The sequence below is a fragment of the Brucella lupini genome (genome assembly GCF_002252535.1).
Classification (GTDB): Bacteria; Pseudomonadota; Alphaproteobacteria; order Rhizobiales; family Rhizobiaceae; genus Brucella; species Brucella anthropi.
Genome location: NZ_NNRN01000062.1, coordinates 201,133 through 218,395, shown reverse-complemented (window position 1 = coordinate 218,395; position 17,263 = coordinate 201,133). Strand labels below are relative to the sequence as shown.

The window sequence follows — 17,263 nt, the reverse complement described above, 5'->3', positions numbered from 1 at the left end:
TCAAACCGATCTAGGTTTCAAATCCCTCGGGCAAACCTGCTTTCCCGGCTTGCGACGGATTAAGCCTGACATAGTCAGCTTTCAAATCTTCGGATGTCTTGCGGCTGCCATCATGGCTCCAGCCGGGAGGCGCGATTATATACATCAGGCGCTGCCGCAAGGTGAGACCTGACGAGAATACGTCTTTAAACATACCAACCCATTCGTGAAACGCCACACGCACCGGATTAAATGTGCCGACATTTTTCACGATGCCATAGCGCGGCATATCTTCCGGTAATTCCTCCACGAAAGTGCCGAACATGCGATCCCAGATAATCAGCGTGCCAGCGTAATTTGCATCAAGATAACGCGGATTGGTCGCGTGATGTACGCGGTGATGCGACGGGGTGTTGAAGATGAACTCGATAGGCCTCGGTAGTTTATCTATGGCTTCCGTGTGAATCCAGAATTGATAGATCAGATTGAACCCATAGACGAAGGCGATCACCGCAGGGTGAAATCCGAAGAGTACCATCGGCACTTGCAACACGAACATGCCCGTCATCTGTCCTGTCCACGACTGACGCAGCGCCGTCGTGAGATTATAATGCTGGCTGGAGTGGTGGTTGACGTGTTCCGCCCAGACCCAGCGCACACGATGCGCAATCCGATGATAGCAGTAGTAGCGCAAATCATCGAAGATGAAGGCGACCACAAATACCCACCAGTGCAGGCCGAGATCAAGAAAGCGGAACTGCCAAACCCAAAGCAGCGCTGTCACGGAAACGAAGCCGAGCAGCAAACCCGCTGCAACATTGCCCGCCCCCATCAACAGGCTTGTAAAAGCGTCTCTTGTCTCAAATTCGCCCTTGCGTTGCCAATAGCGGATTGCCACGAGCTCAATCAGAATTCCCAGCACATAAAGCGGGATCGCAACACGCGTCACATCGAAAAATACCGGATTGCTATCCATGTCGGCTCCCCTCCCCAGACAGACCTGAAAGCCAGGATATCACTCTTTCCCGATCCTCAGCATTACTGAAAAGAAACCGCGCTTTGGGCCAGGTAAAATCCTTCATATGCAATATCAATTCAGTATCGCCCTTGTGCTCAAGTGTCAGGACGTCTGCAGCGGTCACGCATCGCGTCAAAAAGCGGTCCCCGACGCTATGGACGAGCCCTGTGGATGCGCCACGCAACAGGAAAAATGCTGTACGATGATCGTCGGTATAACAAATCTCACCGATTTCGATTTCGGGATAATCAAGATGAAAGCGCGCTTTGACACTTTCGTCGTCGGGAAGAATGCTGCGCTTAAGCCCTCCACCCAGAAAATGAATTAACAGAACGCCGAAGCCTATCCCGGCGACAACCATAAGCAGAAGCAGCCGCAAATCCATAAAATCTCCCATTCGCAGCGATGCCAACATGTTCCTGATGACATCCTAGCCACCAGCCAGTGCGAATACATCCCAAAACTTTGCGGGCCGATTTGCTAGTCGCAACCGACTTGGCATTTGCAACGGGAGATTGTTTCGATTTGGAGTACGGCGAAGCCGCCATGGGATACAAATACTGACCAATAAGCCAAAGAACACGGCCGAAATTCGAAAAGTTTCAGAATTTTCCGAAATGGTCAAAAATTTCGTGTTTCAGGGGTTGAAGATTGGAGCAAGGTGATACATATCACAGTCACTTACCGCTGTGCCTCCTCCCATTGCGCGCGGTAAGTGTTCCCCTCTGGAGGTTTGCCCAATGTGGCACCTTCATAACTTAGCCGGACTTCCCAGTCCGGCTCTTTTTTTGCCCAAAATCTGGATAGCGGCTCGTTTCACTAAAAATGTGCAACTTGTGCAACTTGCTGTTTTAAAAACACTAATTCATAAAAATCAGCTTCACTATATTCGCCCCTCTGCAAATTAACTTATTCTCAGTTAATCAGCCAAATACACTTGGGTGCAACATAGAAAAAAGCGCCGCGTTTCCGCGGCGCTTTCCATCAATAGACCTACATTTTATCTCAGCCGTAGGCTGCTACTGGCGGACACGAGCAGATGAGATTTCTGTCGCCACCGACATTGTCGACACGGCTGACCGGCGGCCAGTATTTTGCCGTCGCATCGAAATCGCCATTGATCGCGCTTGCCGGGAATACGGCTTCCTCACGCGTGTAAGGATGCGCCCATTCCGTTGCCAGTGTATCGCCTGCCGTGTGCGGTGCATTGGCAAGCGGATTGTCATCTGCTGGCCAAACGCCGTCGGCAACCTTCTTCGCTTCGCCCGCAATGGCGATCATCGCATCGCAGAGACGGTCGATTTCCGACTTCGGCTCAGACTCGGTCGGTTCGATCATCAGCGTTCCGGCGACCGGCCAGGACATGGTCGGTGCATGGAAACCATAGTCGATGAGGCGCTTGGCCACGTCTTCCACGGACACACCTGCGCTGTCCTTCAGAACACGCGTATCGACGATGCACTCATGCGCCACACGATCATGCGCGCCGGTGTAAAGGATCGGATAGGCGTCCTTCAAGCGATGCGCGATGTAGTTGGCATTGAGGATCGCAGCTTCGGTTGCCTTCTTGAGACCTGCGCCGCCCATCATGCGGATATACATCCACGTAATGACCAGAATGGATGCGCTACCAAACGGTGCAGCCGAAACCGCATGCTTGGAACCGATATCCACATGGCCCGGCAGGTAAGGCACCAGATGCTTGGCAACACCAATCGGACCGACGCCCGGACCACCACCGCCGTGCGGGATGCAGAAGGTCTTGTGCAGGTTCATGTGGCAGACATCGGCGCCGATATCGCAAGGGCGCGCAAGGCCGACGAGTGCATTGAGGTTTGCGCCATCGAAATAGACCTGACCGCCATTATCGTGGACGATTTCGCAGAAAGCCTTGATGCCTTCCTCGAACACGCCATAGGTCGACGGATAGGTAATCATGAACGCCGCGAGATTATCGCGATGCTTCTCGGCCTTGGCCTTGAGATCGTCGATATCGATATCGCCATCCGGACGGCAATTGACCACAACAACGCTCATGCCTGCCATCGAAGCACTGGCCGGATTAGTGCCATGTGCAGACGATGGGATAAGGCAGATGTTGCGATGACCTTCGCCGCGTGACTGGTGATAGTGGCGGATGGCCAGGAGACCAGCATATTCGCCCTGACTGCCTGCATTCGGCTGCAACGAAACACCCGCAAAGCCGGTGATTTCGCAAAGCCATGCTTCGACGTCAGCCGTCATCTTCGCATAGCCTTCAGTCTGGGCCGCAGGCGCGAATGGATGCAGGTTTGCAACCGTATTCCAGCTCACCGGCATCATTTCTGCCGCTGCATTGAGCTTCATGGTGCAAGAGCCAAGCGGGATCATCGCACGATCAAGCGCCAGATCCTTGTCGGCCAGACGACGCAGGAAGCGCATCATCTCGGTTTCCGAACGGTGCGAATGGAACACGTCCTGCGTGAGGAAACCTTCGCCGCGCCCCTTGCCGGGAACGAAAGCTTTGTCGCCATCGACCGGCTTGGCACCGAACAGAACGGCGAGTGCTGCAAGATCTTCCTCGGTCGAGGTTTCGTCAAAGGTGACACCAACTGTATCCGCATCAACGATGCGGAGCAGACGACCGCCCTTGTCGGCTTCGTCGGCAATCTTCGCAGCCTTACCGGCAACTTTAATCGTTACCGTATCAAACAGGCTATCACCTGCGATCTCGACACCAGCAGCCTTGAGGCCAGCCGCAAAGCGTGCAGCAAGGCCGGCCACGCGTGTAGCAATAGCCTGCAGTCCTGCCGGGCCATGCCAGATAGCGAAAGATGCCGCCATATTGGCAAGCAGCGCCTGCGCGGTGCAGATGTTCGACGTGGCCTTGTCGCGACGGATATGCTGTTCACGGGTCTGGAGCGCCAGACGATAGGCCGCACGACCATGCGCATCGACCGACTGACCGACGATGCGGCCCGGAATGATGCGGGTCAGAGGCTCAGACACCGCCAGATACGCGGCGTGCGGGCCGCCGAAGCCCATCGGAACGCCATAACGCTGCATGGAGCCTACAGCCATGTCGGCACCCCAGCTGGCAGGCGCTTCCATAATGGTCAACGCCAGCGGATCGGCAACGGCGATGACGAGGGCGCCCTTGGCTTTCGCATCGGCGATGACCTTGCTGAAATCGCCATAGACACCACGCGTATTCGGCCACGGCACGACGATGGCAGCGGTATTGTCATCGACAGTGCTGCCAGTTTCGATCTCCCAGCCGAGCGGTTCGGCGCGGGTGTTGATCACATCGACGGTCTGTGGGTGCAGTTCACCTGCAAGCAGAATACGGCTGCGCTTGTCGCGGTGGTGACGACAAGCAACGCCGATGGCTTCAGCAACTGCAGTCGCTTCATCCAGGAGCGATGCGCAGGCAACCGGCAGACCGGTCAGTTCCGCAACCAGCGTCTGAAAGTGGAAAAGAAGCTCAAGACGACCCTGGCTGATTTCCGACTGGTAAGGCGTATAAGCCGTGTACCAGGCCGGATTCTCAAACAGGTTGCGCTGAATGACGGGTGGCGTTTCCACACCATGATAGCCCGCGCCGATGAAACTCTTCTTCACCACATTGCGGCCCATGATTTCATTGAGCTCCGCAAGTGCTGCATGTTCGCTCAAAGCGGCTGGCAAATCGAGCGCGCGATTCAAACGAATGGATGCTGGAACCGCCTGGGTGATAAGGGTTTCCATGGAAGGAAGGCCGAGCGCTGCAAGCATTGCGCGCTCGTCTTCCAGTCTTGGCCCGATATGACGGGCAACAAAGGGAAGAACCTGTTGCGTCATCTGTTTATCCTACCAGTTTGTCGTAACCGGCCTTGTCGAGCAGACCGGAGAGCTGGCCTTCGTCGGAAAGCTTCAGCTTGAACAGCCAGCCTTCGCCTTCTGCGGCCTGATTGATAAGGGCTGGATCGCTTGCAACGGCTTCGTTGACTTCGACCACTTCACCATCGACTGGCGCGTAAACGTCGGAAGCAGCCTTGACCGATTCCACAACCACGATGCCTTCGCCCTTGGTGGCCGTGCGGCCGACGTCCGGCAGTTCGACGAAAACGAGGTCACCCAGTTGTTCCTGTGCGTGGATCGTAATGCCGACAGTGGCAACGCCGTTTTCGACGCTGATCCACTCGTGATCTTCGGTGAACAGGATATTGGCCATGGAAATCATCCTTTGCGATAGCGATGCGGAGTGAAGGGAAGCGCCGAAACGTCAACGGGAACCTTGTTGCCGCGAACGTCAGCGAAAACACGTGTGCCGGGGGTAGCGAGGCTTGCCTCGACATAACCCATGGCGACTGGGAAGCCTGCCGATGGACCGAACCCACCGGAAGTAACAGTTCCGATCTGGCGACCGGATTCATCAAAAAGATCGGCTCCGCCGCGAACCGGCTGGCGGCCTTCCGGCTTCAGACCGACGCGCTTGGCAGATGCGCCCTTGGCGATCGCGTCCAGCACGGCTTTTGCGCCGTTGAATGCAGCCTTTTCGCGCACGGCTTTGGTGATTGCCCATGTGAGGCCCGCCGAAACAGGATCCGTTTCCGGCGTGATGTCCTGACCGTGCAGGCAGAGACCGGCTTCAAGGCGCAGACTGTCGCGAGCAGCCAGGCCGATCCATTCGACGCGCTCGTCGGCAAGCAGTTTCATTGCAAGCGCACGGGCTTCATCGGCTGGAACGCCGATCTCGAAACCATCCTCGCCGGTATAGCCCGAACGGGTCATGAACCAGCCAGCCTTGGGTTCAAACCCGCTCATGAAAGCAAGCTCAGCACCAGCCAGCCCGGCATCATTGATGACGGCTTCCGCTTCCGGCCCCTGAAGAGCAAGAAACACACGGTCAAGAGGATTGACCTTAACGTCCTTGCCCGATGCAGCTTCCGTCAAATGCTCGATATCGGCATCGGCATTGCCCGCATTGGCGACAACCATGAAACGGTCTTCGCCAAGACGCGTGACGATCAGATCGTCCAGAACGCCGCCATTATCATTGAGGAAGAAAGTGTACTTCGACTGGCCTTCCTTCAGCACAATCGGGTCAAGCGGACAGGTTTCGGCAAGAAGCGCAGCGGCATCCGCGCCCGAAATCTCGATCAGCTTCATATGAGAAATGTCGAAAAGGCCCGCATGTTCACGCGTATGAAGATGTTCCTTCATGACGCCCAGCGGATAGGTGATCGGCATGTTCCAACCAGCAAAGCCGCCGAAGCGCGCGCCAGCCTGTTCATGCAAATCCTGCAAAGGCAGGGTATTCAAATGTGCGGTATCGCCCATAACAACTCCAGAGTCGCACGTGTGCCTCCGCAAAATGCGGTTGCTTCGTGCCCCTCTGTCTCAGGCCTGAGAGACTCGCATGGCAAGGATGCCATACTTACACCTTCGGCGCAGGGTTTCCCCTGACTTTCCAGAGTTGTCTTACCCGTCTGCGGTTCCTTGTACCTGAGAGATTTCGGGCGATTTCCCCTTCGGCGGCCAATTGGCGCTCTCCCGCAGACAGACAGTGCAAGAACGTCACATGATATGGCGTCCCGACACCCGACGAAACTCCCTTACCCCAATCCGGCGCGCAAGTCATGTAGAATTGTTGTCTCTAACCGACGATTTCCCGGACTTTTGCGACAAAATTTAAAGCGGACAGGAGGTCCGGATTTATACTCTATTATACATGCATATTGCGGCACAGACGAGACCGCGCATTTACCGGCAACTAAATCAGTTGGACGCGCCGCTCTCCACCACATTTTGTGGAGCAGTTTTTCGGCCAGCAAATTTTTAAAGAAGTTTTAACCAGTTAGCTGCCGGAGCAGCCTGAATCCAGCCGATTTGCCTAACAGGGCATCAGATTGTGATCGCATGATGACCAAGCTGCGCAAAAGGCGTGCAACTGACAAGCTTTAACGCATTGCAGCTATGCAAATCTGTCTCTCCAATTCGAAATGCTTCAAGCCTATATGCTGTTTGCAACAAAGAGATAAGATTTTACTAGGTGAGAGAAATGAACCTGATCCGCTCGTACAACAACTGGCGCCGTTACCGTAACACCGTAAACGAACTGAGCCGCCTGAGCCCACGTGAACTGAACGACCTTGGCATCCTGCCTTCGGAAATCCCGTTCGTTGCACGCAAGGCCGCTGCTCGCTAATAGCGCCTCCGGAAGGCATCAGCCTTCTTCAAGGATCGCGAGTCCCCATAACCGCGCGGTCCTACAGTTTCCAGAATATCACCGGGGTGCTTTCTCCTCCTCCCATTTCCTCGGTGATTCAAGACCGGATGTCCTCCTCCCAAGTCCGGTCTTCCCCATAAAACACCCGTCGCCTCCTCCCGCGACGGGTGTTTTCGTTTATGGGCTGTATTTATGCCTCTTGCGAGGCAGGTGTTGCCGCACCGCGTCTGTCGAATGCAATCGAGATTGCAAAGACCGCCAGACCAGATAAGGCAAGCAATGCGCCGACTATTCCCGTCGACGTCCAGCCATAGCCCCATGCAACCGCAAGACCGCCGAGCCAAGCACCGAGCGCATTGGCGAGATTGAGCGCGGAATGGTTGAGGGCAGCCGCCAGCGTTTGCGCATCCGCCGCTACATCCATCAGACGCGTTTGCAATGCGGGGACGAGTGCAAACCCGCCGCCGACCAGAAGCACGTTCAAGAATGCAGTCACAGGATGCTGCATGAGGACGGGGAATGCCAACATGACGGCCATATCATAGAGCAGCACCAGACCAACAGTTCCCATAACCGAACGATCTGTCAGTCGCGACCCAACTATATTTCCAAGCACCATGCCGAGGCCGAACATCGCGAAGACGAAAGGCATCCATTTCACATCGACATGCGAAACCTCGGTAACTGTTGCCGCGACATAGGTAAAAACGGAAAACAGGCCGCCCGTGCCAATTGCACCAATCCCAAGCGTCAGCCAGACTTGCTTGCGGCGAAATGCTCCCAGTTCGCGCAGGGGTGACGCCCCCTCCTCTGCAGGCTGTTTGGGTACATAGATCGCGACCAGCACCATAGTTAGCATTGCGATCAGGCCAACGGATGCAAACATTGCGCGCCATCCGGCAATCTGACCGAGAGAGGTCGCAAGCGGCGTCCCGCACAATGTCGCAATGGTCAGTCCCATCATGACCCGTCCTACAGCCTGAGCACGCTTGCCCGGTTCCGCCAAAGATGCGGCGACAAGTGAAGCAACGCCGAAATAGGCTCCGTGAGGGAAACCAGCGACGAACCGCATCATGTAAAGACCGGCATAGTCCTGCATGAATGCGCTTGCGAGATTACCGAAAGCGAATAGCCCCATCAGCAGGAAGAGGAGCTTGCGGCGGTCAAGCTTTGCGCCGATCACTGCAAGCACCGGTGCGCCAATCAGAACACCGAGCGCGTAAGAACTGATGAGATGGCCGCCTTGCGGTATGGTCACCTCAAGATCACGCGCGATATCGGGCAGCAGCGCCATAATGGCGAACTCACCGGTACCTATACCGAAGCCACCGATGGCAAGCGCTAGTTCCGCCAATCGTGCAGACGAACGTAGCGAAGTTTCCGGCGATGAAGCCGAAGGCTGAATTTTGGACATGAATGGGCCTGAAGGGAATGGAGGATGTCGGACAACCCTACCACTCCTTTCAGGCAAAGGCGATACGCATTGCTGCGGCGCTTTGACGGCTCAAAAACAAACGATTATCTGGCCGCGACCGCCTCGATTTCGACCTTGAATTCCTCACGCGTGAAACCGGAAACGATCATCAGCGTGGAGGCTGGCGCTGGTTGCGGGAACAGCCTGTCACGAACATCCATATAAGGACGCATATAGGCCCGGTCTGTCACATAGGCGTTGATACGCACGACATCGGAAAGGTCCATACCGCCATCGCGCAAAATACGGCGAATATTCTCGAAGCAGAGTTCAGCCTGAGCGCCTGCGTCTTCCGGCACATTTCCATCCTGCGCGATGCCTAACTGACCGGAACAGAAAATCATTTCAGCACCGGCTTTAACCTTCACGCCATGGCTGTAGGCGGCAAAGGGTACTGCCATGTCAGCGGGCAGCAGATGTTTCAAACTGTTCATCGTGAATCCTCAAGATTTCGGCGCAGCGGCCAGCATTTCTTTCAGCCGTGCCGCCCCGGCGACAATATCGGCCTCGGTCGGATTAATACCCGCAGCCAGCAGACGGCGCGCAATCATATGGTCTGCCGGACGATTGATGGAATCAACAGCCACAAGCCTGTCACCGGCAAAATGGAAGATGGAAAATGCATTTTCTTCCGGGTTCCCTGAAAGGATATGCCGATCAGCATCGAAGGAAAGTCCTGCCGTCTGCAGCTTCATATCGCCCTGATCGGACCAGAACCAGGCGACTTCCCGAAACGGCGCTTCGCGTCCGACAATGGTGCGCGCCACATGCTTTGCCTGATCGGTCGCGTTTTGTACCGATTCCAGCCGTACCCGGCGACCAGCATGAAAGTGATCGTAGCTCACGCAATCGCCAATGGCGTAGACATGGCTAGCAGAAGTACGCAGGTTCTCGTCGACAATAATCCCATTGTCGATTGCAAGTCCCGCCGTTACTGCAAGCTCCACATTTGGTACCGCACCAGTGCCGATCACGACCATATCCGCCGGGAATATCGTGCCGTCTGCAGCTTTAACGCCGATAACATGGTTATTTTCCCCCTCGACTGCCGCCACGCCGAGACCGGTTAAAAGTGTGATGTTAGCGGCGCGGCTGCGCGCTTCCACATGGGCAGAGATATGCGTTGCAACCGAACGACCCAGCACACGAGGCGCCGCTTCGATCAGAACCGTCTTTTTGCCAAGCGCGATTGCGCTATGGGCCATTTCGAGGCCAATGAAACCGCCACCGATAATGACGACATTCTCGACATTCGGCATTGCCGCTGCGATACGGCGTGCATCGTCCATCCGGCGCAGCGTAAAGACACCTTCGAGCCCGACACCGGGTACATTGGGAATGCGCGCACGTGCGCCGGTCGCGAAGATCAGTTCAGACCAGTTCAACACGTGCCCATCATCAAGCGCGACCGTCTTGTCGGCAATCGATACGGCATCGACGTGATGGCCGAACAGCATCTCGATATTATTGTCGCGATAGGTTGCTTCCGGGCGCAACACCAGGCCACCGCCTTCCGGGGCTTTCAAATAGGATTTGGAGAGCGGAGGCTTATGATAGGGAATATCGGTTTCGTCGTTGATGAGAACGATTTCGCCTGCATAGCCTTCCTGCCGAAGGCTGATAGCGGCCTGCGAACCGGCATGGCCGGCACCAATGATAATGCATCTGTCGTCCATAGGACCTCCGGAAATTTCCGCGCATCATAAACACGTCACGGCCCGTCGCGTGACCGAATAGCCACGGATTCACACCTTAATTGCACGCAATTCGAATATTTAAAACATTTAGTTTGACCGATCGGTCAGATTGTTTAGTAGGATATGTCTAACGCCCTTGGCCCGAGCGTGTAGGAGTTGCAATCTTGAAACGATATTGGTCCGATTATACGAGCGAGGCATTCTCCCGCCTCGATCGCGAGAAGCTCGTGGCGGTTCTGCCCGTCGGCGCAATCGAACAGCACGGACCGCACCTGCCGCTGGCGGTCGATGCCGCGATTGTCGACGGCATGGTGAAGGAAACAATCGCCCGCCTGCCTGAAACAAGCCACGCGCTTTTCCTGCCGACGCAGGCCATTGGCAAGAGCAACGAACACAGTCTTTATCCCGGCACACTGACGTTCTCGGCAGAGACGATCATTCGCATGTGGTGCGAAATAGGTGGCTGCGTGGCGGCAAGCGGCGTTCGCAAGATGGCGCTTCTCAACAGCCATGGCGGCCAGATCAGTGTCATGGATATCGTGGCACGAGAACTTCGTATCCGTCACAATATGATGGTGGTGAGCATCAACTGGTTCGGTCTCGGAATGCCGGAAGGCGTCTACAGCGACCACGATGCCAAGCACGGCATTCATGCCGGTGACATGGAAACCTCGGTGATGCTGGAAATGCATCCAGACCTGGTCGACATGTCGAAAGCTCAGGATTTCCGCACTCTTACGGAAACTTTTGCACGTGATTTCAAGCATCTTGCGCTGAGCGGCGGCGCGAAGCCTGCCTGGCAGATTCAGGATATCAACCCCTATGGCGCCGCTGGCGACGCAACGCTCGCGACTGCCGAAAAAGGTCGAGCGACCATCGATTTTGCCGCCGAGCGGCTGGTCGAGGTTCTCGCAGAAATCGAACGAGCGCCGCTTTCCTGGCTCGACAATCAACCAGCCTGGTAAGGACAATGAGCGTGGCCCCCAACTCGCAAGCTTCGTCCTCTCTGATTGAGATAGACGGCGTCTACAAGCAATATGGCACTGGTGTGATGGCCGTGAGCGATATGTCGCTCAAGATCGAGCAAGGCCAGTTCGTCAGCTTCCTTGGTCCATCAGGCTGCGGCAAGAGCACCGCGCTGCGCATGATTGCCGGTCTGGAATCGATTTCCGCCGGTGATATCCGTGTTAACGGCCATGCTCCCGGTAAAGGTCCTATCGGGGCGCAAGATATCGGCTTTGTTTTTCAGGAGCCGACGCTGATGCCATGGGCCAGCGTTTTCGACAATGTCTATCTGCCGCTGCGCCTTGCCCGTATCTCCCGCAAGGAAGCGACCCCGCGCGTTGAAGAAGCTCTGGCACAGGTTGGCTTGTCACGCTTTGCCAAGGCTTTTCCGCGAGAGCTCTCAGGCGGCATGAAAATGCGCGTTTCCATCGCCCGCGCGCTGGTTACACGTCCGCGTCTTCTCTTGATGGACGAACCTTTTGCGGCACTCGATGAAATGACGCGCTTCAAGCTCAATAATGACGTGCTGCGCCTCTGGCAGGAACATGGCCTGACGGTAATCTTCGTCACCCACAGCGTTTACGAGTCGGTTTACCTGTCAAACCGCGTTATCGTCATGGCGGCAAGGCCGGGCCGAGTGGTTGCCGATATACCGATCATCGGCTCCTATCCTCGCGCTGAAAATTACCGCACGACAGACGCATATGCGAAATATTGCGCCAAGGTTTCCGACGCGCTGACCGCGACGCTTTCTTCTCAAGATATAGACCATTGAGGGCGGGAAGATGAACCAGATGCAAAACGAACTGCCCGTTCTCAATTCCGAACAGGATCGCCTCGCCCGGCGCGAGCGCACTTTGCGCATCATGATGCCGACATTGGCAATCATCATCGCGCTCGGCATATGGGAAGGCCTCGTCCGCTACTATCAGGTACCGCATTACCTGATCCCAGCTCCTTCGCTGGTCGCCGAGACCCTGATCAAGGACGGTCCATCCTTGACGGCATCCATGTGGTTCACCGTCAAGCTAACCCTGATTTCACTTGCCTGTGCCATTATTGGCGGCGTTCTGCTCGGCATGATCTTCGCCCTGTCGCGCCCGATAGAAATGGCGTTTTTTCCCTTTGCCGTTATCCTTCAGGTCACGCCGGTCATCGCTATCGCGCCGCTCATCCTCATCTATGTGCGCGACACATTTTCAGCCTTGTTGATCTGTGCTTGGATCGTGGCGTTCTTTCCGATCCTCTCCAACACGGTGATAGGATTGCACAGCGCCGACCACAACCTGCGCGATCTGTTCAAGCTCTACCGCGCTTCTCCATGGCAGCGCCTGCGTTATCTGCTGGCACCGAGCGCATTGCCCTATTTCATGGCCGCGCTAAAAATCGCTGGTGGCCTGTCGCTGATTGGCGCTGTGGTGGCTGAATTCGTTGCCGGTACGGCAGGCCAAAGCACCGGTCTTGCCTCGCGTATTCTGGAATCGAGCTTCCGCAACGAAATTCCGCGCATGTTTGCGGCACTTTTCCTCGTGTCGCTGCTCGGCATCGTGATTTTCCTCATCACAAGCTGGTTGTCGCGCCTCGTCCTCGGACGCTGGCACGAAAGCGAAATCCGTCGTGAGCGCTAAAATGCTGACTGGCGTCGCCATAACCGGGCTTTCCGGACACTACGACATCAAGATCGAAGGTGATCGCATCGCATCGCTTGTTCCGTCGCAGGCAGTTGGCGGCGGACTTGTCACCCCGCTTTTTGCGGATATCCACGTCCATCTCGACAAGACGTTCACGATTCAGCGTATTGCAGAAAATGGCAGCGCCAGAGTGGATTGCCTGTTCGACGCCATAGACCTGATGGGCACAGACCGGAAGAACTGGAGCGCGGAAGATATCCGCGACCGCGCGAGCAAAGGCATTGAGGCTGCGTTCGAACAAGGCGTCGGCGCCATGCGCAGCCATGTGGACTGGACGACACCGGAAGTTCCTGTTGCATGGCCCGTTCTAAACGAGCTGCGCGAGGAATGGAAAGACCGGATCGACCTTCAGCTGGCGGCGCTTGTGCATGGTGATCTGGTGCTTGATGCAGGCTCACAAATCGCGGCCCGTGTTGCAAAAGATGGCGGTGTCTTCGGAGCGTTCTTCTATCGCAATGCCGATCTTGAAGCCAAAATCGAAGAGATGTTCCGCCTCGCTGTGCAGCATGGTCTCAATCTCGACTTCCATGTCGATGAAGGTCTGGATGTCGAAGCAGACGGGTTTTCGCTGATAGTATCGGCAACCAAACGCCATGGCATGGCTGGTCGGGTGCTGTGCGGTCATGCCTGCTCGTTGTCGCTGCGCAGGCCGGACGAACTGCAGCGCATCCTGGACGCTGCCGCAGAAGCAGGCACGGCACTCGTTTCGCTACCCACGACAAACCTCTATCTGCAAGACCGGATCGGCGGAAAGTCTCCGCGCCTGCGCGGTGTTGCACCGTTGAAGGAAGCGCGCGCAGCAGGCATGGATGTCATGTTCGGTTCCGACAATGTCCGCGATGCATTCTATCCCTATGGCGATTACGACCCGCTCGCCATACTTCGTCTCGCAGCGCCGGTTTGCCATGTCGAGCCGCAGGATTGGCTCGACAGCATCACCACCCTGCCCGCCCGCCTTATTGGCAGCGAATACGTGCAGCAACCGCAGGCAGGTGGCGTGGCCAGTTTTGTCTGGCACGACGCAGCAGACCTGAACGATCTCATCAGCCGCCCGCAGGCTCGCCGCGTCGTCTGGCGTAATGGCGTTGCCGTGCCTCAAATCAACGGGAGAGCCACATGAATTCTGCCGCTCCACAGCGCATCTACGACTGGGCCGCATTTCGCGGCGAAATCGATGGAATCCGCATCTATGACGACCCAAAGCAGGTCGAACTGCGCTCGCGTGATTATTTCTGGTACAGCCCGATCCTCACCGAAGATATCGGCCATTATGTCGGCGATCTCGTCGTCATCCCGAAAGATCAGGATGAGGTGCGTCGCGTAGCGGCAGCCGCTGCAAAATTGCGTATCCCGATCACCGTTCGTGGCGGCGGCACAGGCAATTACGGTCAATGCGTTCCGCTCGAAGGCGGCATCATTCTGGACATGACCAAGATCGACCGCATCGTTTCCATCGAACCCGGCAAGGTTCGTGTCGAAGGCGGCGCTCGCATTTCGCGTCTGGACGATGCCGTGCGCGAAACCGGTCAGGAACTGTTGATGTATCCGTCGACCCGCCGCATCGCCACGATTGGCGGCTTCTTCTCAGGTGGTTCAGGCGGCATCGGCTCATTACGTCACGGCATGTTGCGCGACGATGGCAATGTCTATTCGGTCAAGGTTCTGACTGTCGAACCGGAGCCGAAGATTATCGAATTGACCGGACGCGACATTCATAAAGTTCAACATGCCTATGGCACCAACGGCATCATTCTGGAGCTGGAAATCGGTCTTACCAAGGCAACGGACTGGATACATACTGCAGCCTTGTTCGATAGTTACGAGGCAACGCTCAACTTCTGCCTCAAGGCGCTAGAAGGCAATCTCGACTGCTATCTTCTGACCACTGTAGATCGCCGTTTTGCGCGCTTTTACACCAAGTTCGGCGATCTGTTCCCATCCGACAAGGATGCGGTTTTTGCCATGATTGCCCCGGAAGAAATGGCTCGTTTCGAAGCGCTCGCCACTGAATTTGGCGGCAAGATTTCCTTCGCCATGACGCTGGATGAATTGCACAAGAATGGTTTGCAGCCTGCTTATGAGTGCGGCTGGAACCACACAACCTTGCAGGCGCTGAAAGCCGAGGAAGGCTGGACCTATCTGCAGGTCGCCTATCCGCGTCCGTTTGACGTGGATGTAGTGACACGCCAGATCGAGCGCTACGGCGAAACGCAATATATGCATCATGAAATGGCGCGCCTTGAAGGAGAAGTGCAGATTTTCGCGCTTCCGCTTGTTCGCTTTGAAGGCCGTGACGAGATGTACCGCCTGATCAAGGAACTGGAGCAGGTTGACGGTTGCGATATTTACGATCCGCATGCCTACACCATCGAGGATGGCGGCATGAAAGAAATCGACAGTGTCCAGATCGAATTCAAGAAACTGGCAGACCCATATGGCCTGCTCAATCCGGGCAAAACGCGCGGCTGGACCGCTGACATGGCTTTGACTGATTAAAACAAGGGGAACCAAATGAAAAAGACACTGGTTGCGGCGTTGGCCGCACTTTCCATGGGCCTTTCTGCACAGATGGCCTATGCGCTCGACAAGGTGACGCTCGGTACCAACTGGCTCGCACAAGCCGGTCACGGCGGTTTTTATCAGGCTGTCGCAGATGGCACCTATGAAAAATACGGCCTCGATGTGCAAATCGAAATGGGCGGACCGCAGGTCAACAATCGCCCGATGCTTGCTGCAGGTCGTCTCGACTTCCTGCTGACCGGAAACTTGCTACTGTCGTTCAACAATGTCGCCAACGGCGTGCCGACGACGGTTGTTGCCGCGTTCTACCAGAAGGATCCGCAGGCATTGATGGCGCATGAAGGTGCGTACAAGGACTTCAAGGACCTGGCCAATGCCGAAACGATCCTGATTTCGAAGGACGGCCAGTTCTCGTTCTGGCCATGGCTCGTCAAGGATTTCGGCTTCAAGGACGAACAGCTGCGCCCTTATGGCTATAGCCTCGCCCAGTTCCTTAACGACAAGAAAGTCGTGCAGCAGGCCTATGCGACCGCCGAGCCGATCTATGCAGAAAAGGAAGGCGCTAAGGTTACGACCTATCTCCTCGCCGACTACGGTTACAGCACTTACGGCAATACAATCGAAACCCGTCAGGATCTGATCGAAAAGAACCCTGATCTGGTACAGCGCTTCGTCAGCGCTTCCGTGGAAGGCTGGACCAATTTCCTCTACGGCGACCGCAGCAAAGCCTACGAACGGATCCTGAAAGACAATCCGGATATGAGCAAAGAAACGCTCGATGCGGAACTGGAGCGGATCAAGAACCTTCAGCTTATCGACAGTGGCGATACGCTCGAAAAGGGAATTGGGGCAATCTCGATGGATCGCGTCAAGGCGTTCTACGAACTCGCCCGCAAGGCAGGGATTGTCAGCGGCGACGAACTCGACATGAGCAAGGTCGCGACCGATGCCTTCGTAAACAAGGGCGTGGGGCTCGACATCAAGAAAAAGCTGGGGCAATAACCCCTCCTCAATCGCGGCAGGCATGAATGAACAACGGCGACGAGAATGACGACACCGAACTGACCGGACGGGACAAGGTTCTCGGACGCAGGCGGCGCATTCTCGGTGCAATACGGGCTGCCGCGATCGATGAATTTGCCGAAAAAGGCCTTGCGGGGGCATCCACGCAAGGCATTGCGCACCGCGCCGGTCTCACCAAGCCGCAACTGCACTACTATATTTCGAGCAAGGAAGAGCTTTACGAGGATATCATCGTCTACATCCTCGAAGAATGGGAAGACATATTCCTCGGGGCCAGTACCGAAGACGACCCTGCCAAGGTGATCCGCCAATATATCCGCGCCAAGCTCGAATATAGCCAGAAAAGCCCCAAAGCCTCGCGCCTTTTCACCACCGAAATTGCCAATGGTGCACCTTATCTGAGCCGCCATTGGAAAAAGCACGTCGCAGCGACCCATAATGCAGTGAAACTCATCCAGTCGTGGGTGGATGATGGTCGGATCAAACTTGTCGATCCTCTACTATTTCAGATGCATATCTGGGCCGTCACCCAGCATTATGCCGACTTTGAAACGCAGGTTCGCAGCATGATGGAACTCGACAAGGACGAACCGCTCGATCTCGAAAGGATCGAGAAAGAGGTTTCGGCGCTGTTTCTGCGGGCCTGTGGGTTGGAATAAAACGCGT

General features: G+C 55.9%; 16 protein-coding genes and 1 riboswitch. Of the genes, 8 read left to right on the top strand and 8 right to left on the bottom strand.

The features are described 5' to 3' along the window. Window positions 1-10: 10 nt before the first annotated feature. The 5 genes from CES86_RS24485 to gcvT all read right to left on the bottom strand — a co-directional run bounded on the left by CES86_RS24485 (window position 11) and on the right by gcvT (window position 6,298). Window positions 11-955 (bottom strand): sterol desaturase family protein, encoded by a 945-nt coding sequence (locus CES86_RS24485; RefSeq protein WP_012093214.1) that lies wholly within the window; start codon window positions 953-955, stop codon window positions 11-13. After that, entirely contained in the window at window positions 948-1,412 is a 465-nt protein-coding gene (locus CES86_RS24480; RefSeq protein ID WP_094515646.1) for a hypothetical protein, read from the bottom strand. Before CES86_RS24480 ends, CES86_RS24485 begins: the two co-directional genes overlap by 8 nt. Window positions 1,413-2,002: 590 nt before the next feature. Further along, the gene (gene gcvP / locus CES86_RS24475; RefSeq protein ID WP_012093216.1) at window positions 2,003-4,816 is read right to left on the bottom strand and encodes an aminomethyl-transferring glycine dehydrogenase; all 2,814 of its coding nucleotides are present in this window, start codon (window positions 4,814-4,816) and stop codon (window positions 2,003-2,005) included. Window positions 4,817-4,820: 4 nt separating this feature from the next. After that, window positions 4,821-5,189: a glycine cleavage system protein GcvH gene (gene gcvH, locus CES86_RS24470; protein WP_010659049.1), complete on the bottom strand. Its 369-nt coding sequence runs from the start codon at window positions 5,187-5,189 to the stop codon at window positions 4,821-4,823. 5 nt (window positions 5,190-5,194) lie between these two features. After that, complete coding sequence (gcvT, locus tag CES86_RS24465) at window positions 5,195-6,298, bottom strand: glycine cleavage system aminomethyltransferase GcvT (protein WP_012093217.1); 1,104 nt, start codon at window positions 6,296-6,298, stop codon at window positions 5,195-5,197. Window positions 6,299-6,440: 142 nt separating this feature from the next. After that, window positions 6,441-6,524: riboswitch (glycine riboswitch) on the bottom strand. 495 nt (window positions 6,525-7,019) lie between these two features. On the opposite strand from gcvT, the gene CES86_RS24460 reads away from it, so the two are divergent. Next, the gene (locus CES86_RS24460) at window positions 7,020-7,166 is read left to right on the top strand and encodes a DUF1127 domain-containing protein (RefSeq protein ID WP_002965914.1); all 147 of its coding nucleotides are present in this window, start codon (window positions 7,020-7,022) and stop codon (window positions 7,164-7,166) included. A gap of 211 nt (window positions 7,167-7,377) precedes the next feature. On the opposite strand, the gene CES86_RS24455 is transcribed toward CES86_RS24460, so the two are convergent. From CES86_RS24455 to CES86_RS24445, 3 genes are all read right to left on the bottom strand, one after another. Beyond that, a complete protein-coding gene (locus tag CES86_RS24455; protein ID WP_094515645.1) occupies window positions 7,378-8,601 on the bottom strand; it encodes an MFS transporter in 1,224 nt (407 codons plus the stop codon). Between the two features lie 104 nt (window positions 8,602-8,705). Next, a complete protein-coding gene (locus CES86_RS24450; protein WP_094515644.1) occupies window positions 8,706-9,095 on the bottom strand; it encodes a RidA family protein in 390 nt (129 codons plus the stop codon). 9 nt (window positions 9,096-9,104) lie between these two features. Continuing rightward, a complete protein-coding gene (locus tag CES86_RS24445) occupies window positions 9,105-10,337 on the bottom strand; it encodes an NAD(P)/FAD-dependent oxidoreductase (protein ID WP_094515643.1) in 1,233 nt (410 codons plus the stop codon). 185 nt (window positions 10,338-10,522) lie between these two features. Between CES86_RS24445 and CES86_RS24440 the strand changes: the two genes are divergently transcribed. The 7 genes from CES86_RS24440 to CES86_RS24410 are packed head-to-tail and all read left to right on the top strand — an operon-like array spanning window position 10,523 to window position 17,256. Beyond that, the gene (locus tag CES86_RS24440; protein ID WP_010659054.1) at window positions 10,523-11,323 is read left to right on the top strand and encodes a creatininase family protein; all 801 of its coding nucleotides are present in this window, start codon (window positions 10,523-10,525) and stop codon (window positions 11,321-11,323) included. Window positions 11,324-11,328: 5 nt separating this feature from the next. After that, the gene (locus CES86_RS24435) at window positions 11,329-12,138 is read left to right on the top strand and encodes an ABC transporter ATP-binding protein (protein ID WP_094515642.1); all 810 of its coding nucleotides are present in this window, start codon (window positions 11,329-11,331) and stop codon (window positions 12,136-12,138) included. 10 nt (window positions 12,139-12,148) lie between these two features. After that, window positions 12,149-12,991, top strand: coding sequence for an ABC transporter permease (locus tag CES86_RS24430; protein ID WP_181834070.1), 843 nt, complete (start codon window positions 12,149-12,151; stop codon window positions 12,989-12,991). Continuing rightward, entirely contained in the window at window positions 12,981-14,174 is a 1,194-nt protein-coding gene (locus CES86_RS24425) for an amidohydrolase family protein (protein WP_235820022.1), read from the top strand. Before CES86_RS24430 ends, CES86_RS24425 begins: the two co-directional genes overlap by 11 nt. Then, the gene (locus CES86_RS24420; RefSeq protein ID WP_094515639.1) at window positions 14,171-15,550 is read left to right on the top strand and encodes an FAD-binding oxidoreductase; all 1,380 of its coding nucleotides are present in this window, start codon (window positions 14,171-14,173) and stop codon (window positions 15,548-15,550) included. Before CES86_RS24425 ends, CES86_RS24420 begins: the two co-directional genes overlap by 4 nt. A gap of 15 nt (window positions 15,551-15,565) precedes the next feature. Next, the gene (locus CES86_RS24415) at window positions 15,566-16,576 is read left to right on the top strand and encodes an ABC transporter substrate-binding protein (RefSeq protein WP_012093227.1); all 1,011 of its coding nucleotides are present in this window, start codon (window positions 15,566-15,568) and stop codon (window positions 16,574-16,576) included. A 26-nt stretch (window positions 16,577-16,602) separates the two neighbouring features. Further along, entirely contained in the window at window positions 16,603-17,256 is a 654-nt protein-coding gene (locus tag CES86_RS24410; RefSeq protein ID WP_094515638.1) for a TetR family transcriptional regulator C-terminal domain-containing protein, read from the top strand. Window positions 17,257-17,263 lie beyond the last annotated feature (7 nt).

Excerpts from the sequence above, each read along its gene's own strand:
- CES86_RS24435 (WP_094515642.1), top strand. The coding sequence starts at position 11,329 with ATGAGCGTGGCCCCCAACTCGCAAGCTTCGTCCTCTCTGATTGAGATA.
- CES86_RS24430 (WP_181834070.1), top strand. The coding sequence starts at position 12,149 with ATGAACCAGATGCAAAACGAACTGCCCGTTCTCAATTCCGAACAGGAT.
- CES86_RS24450 (WP_094515644.1), bottom strand. The coding sequence starts at position 9,095 with ATGAACAGTTTGAAACATCTGCTGCCCGCTGACATGGCAGTACCCTTT.
- gcvP (WP_012093216.1), bottom strand. The coding sequence starts at position 4,816 with ATGACGCAACAGGTTCTTCCCTTTGTTGCCCGTCATATCGGGCCAAGA.
- CES86_RS24480 (WP_094515646.1), bottom strand. The coding sequence starts at position 1,412 with ATGTTGGCATCGCTGCGAATGGGAGATTTTATGGATTTGCGGCTGCTT.
- gcvT (WP_012093217.1), bottom strand. The coding sequence starts at position 6,298 with ATGGGCGATACCGCACATTTGAATACCCTGCCTTTGCAGGATTTGCAT.
- CES86_RS24445 (WP_094515643.1), bottom strand. The coding sequence starts at position 10,337 with ATGGACGACAGATGCATTATCATTGGTGCCGGCCATGCCGGTTCGCAG.
- CES86_RS24485 (WP_012093214.1), bottom strand. The coding sequence starts at position 955 with ATGGATAGCAATCCGGTATTTTTCGATGTGACGCGTGTTGCGATCCCG.
- CES86_RS24410 (WP_094515638.1), top strand. The coding sequence starts at position 16,603 with ATGAACAACGGCGACGAGAATGACGACACCGAACTGACCGGACGGGAC.
- CES86_RS24415 (WP_012093227.1), top strand. The coding sequence starts at position 15,566 with ATGAAAAAGACACTGGTTGCGGCGTTGGCCGCACTTTCCATGGGCCTT.
- CES86_RS24455 (WP_094515645.1), bottom strand. The coding sequence starts at position 8,601 with ATGTCCAAAATTCAGCCTTCGGCTTCATCGCCGGAAACTTCGCTACGT.
- CES86_RS24420 (WP_094515639.1), top strand. The coding sequence starts at position 14,171 with ATGAATTCTGCCGCTCCACAGCGCATCTACGACTGGGCCGCATTTCGC.
- CES86_RS24460 (WP_002965914.1), top strand. The coding sequence starts at position 7,020 with ATGAACCTGATCCGCTCGTACAACAACTGGCGCCGTTACCGTAACACC.
- gcvH (WP_010659049.1), bottom strand. The coding sequence starts at position 5,189 with ATGGCCAATATCCTGTTCACCGAAGATCACGAGTGGATCAGCGTCGAA.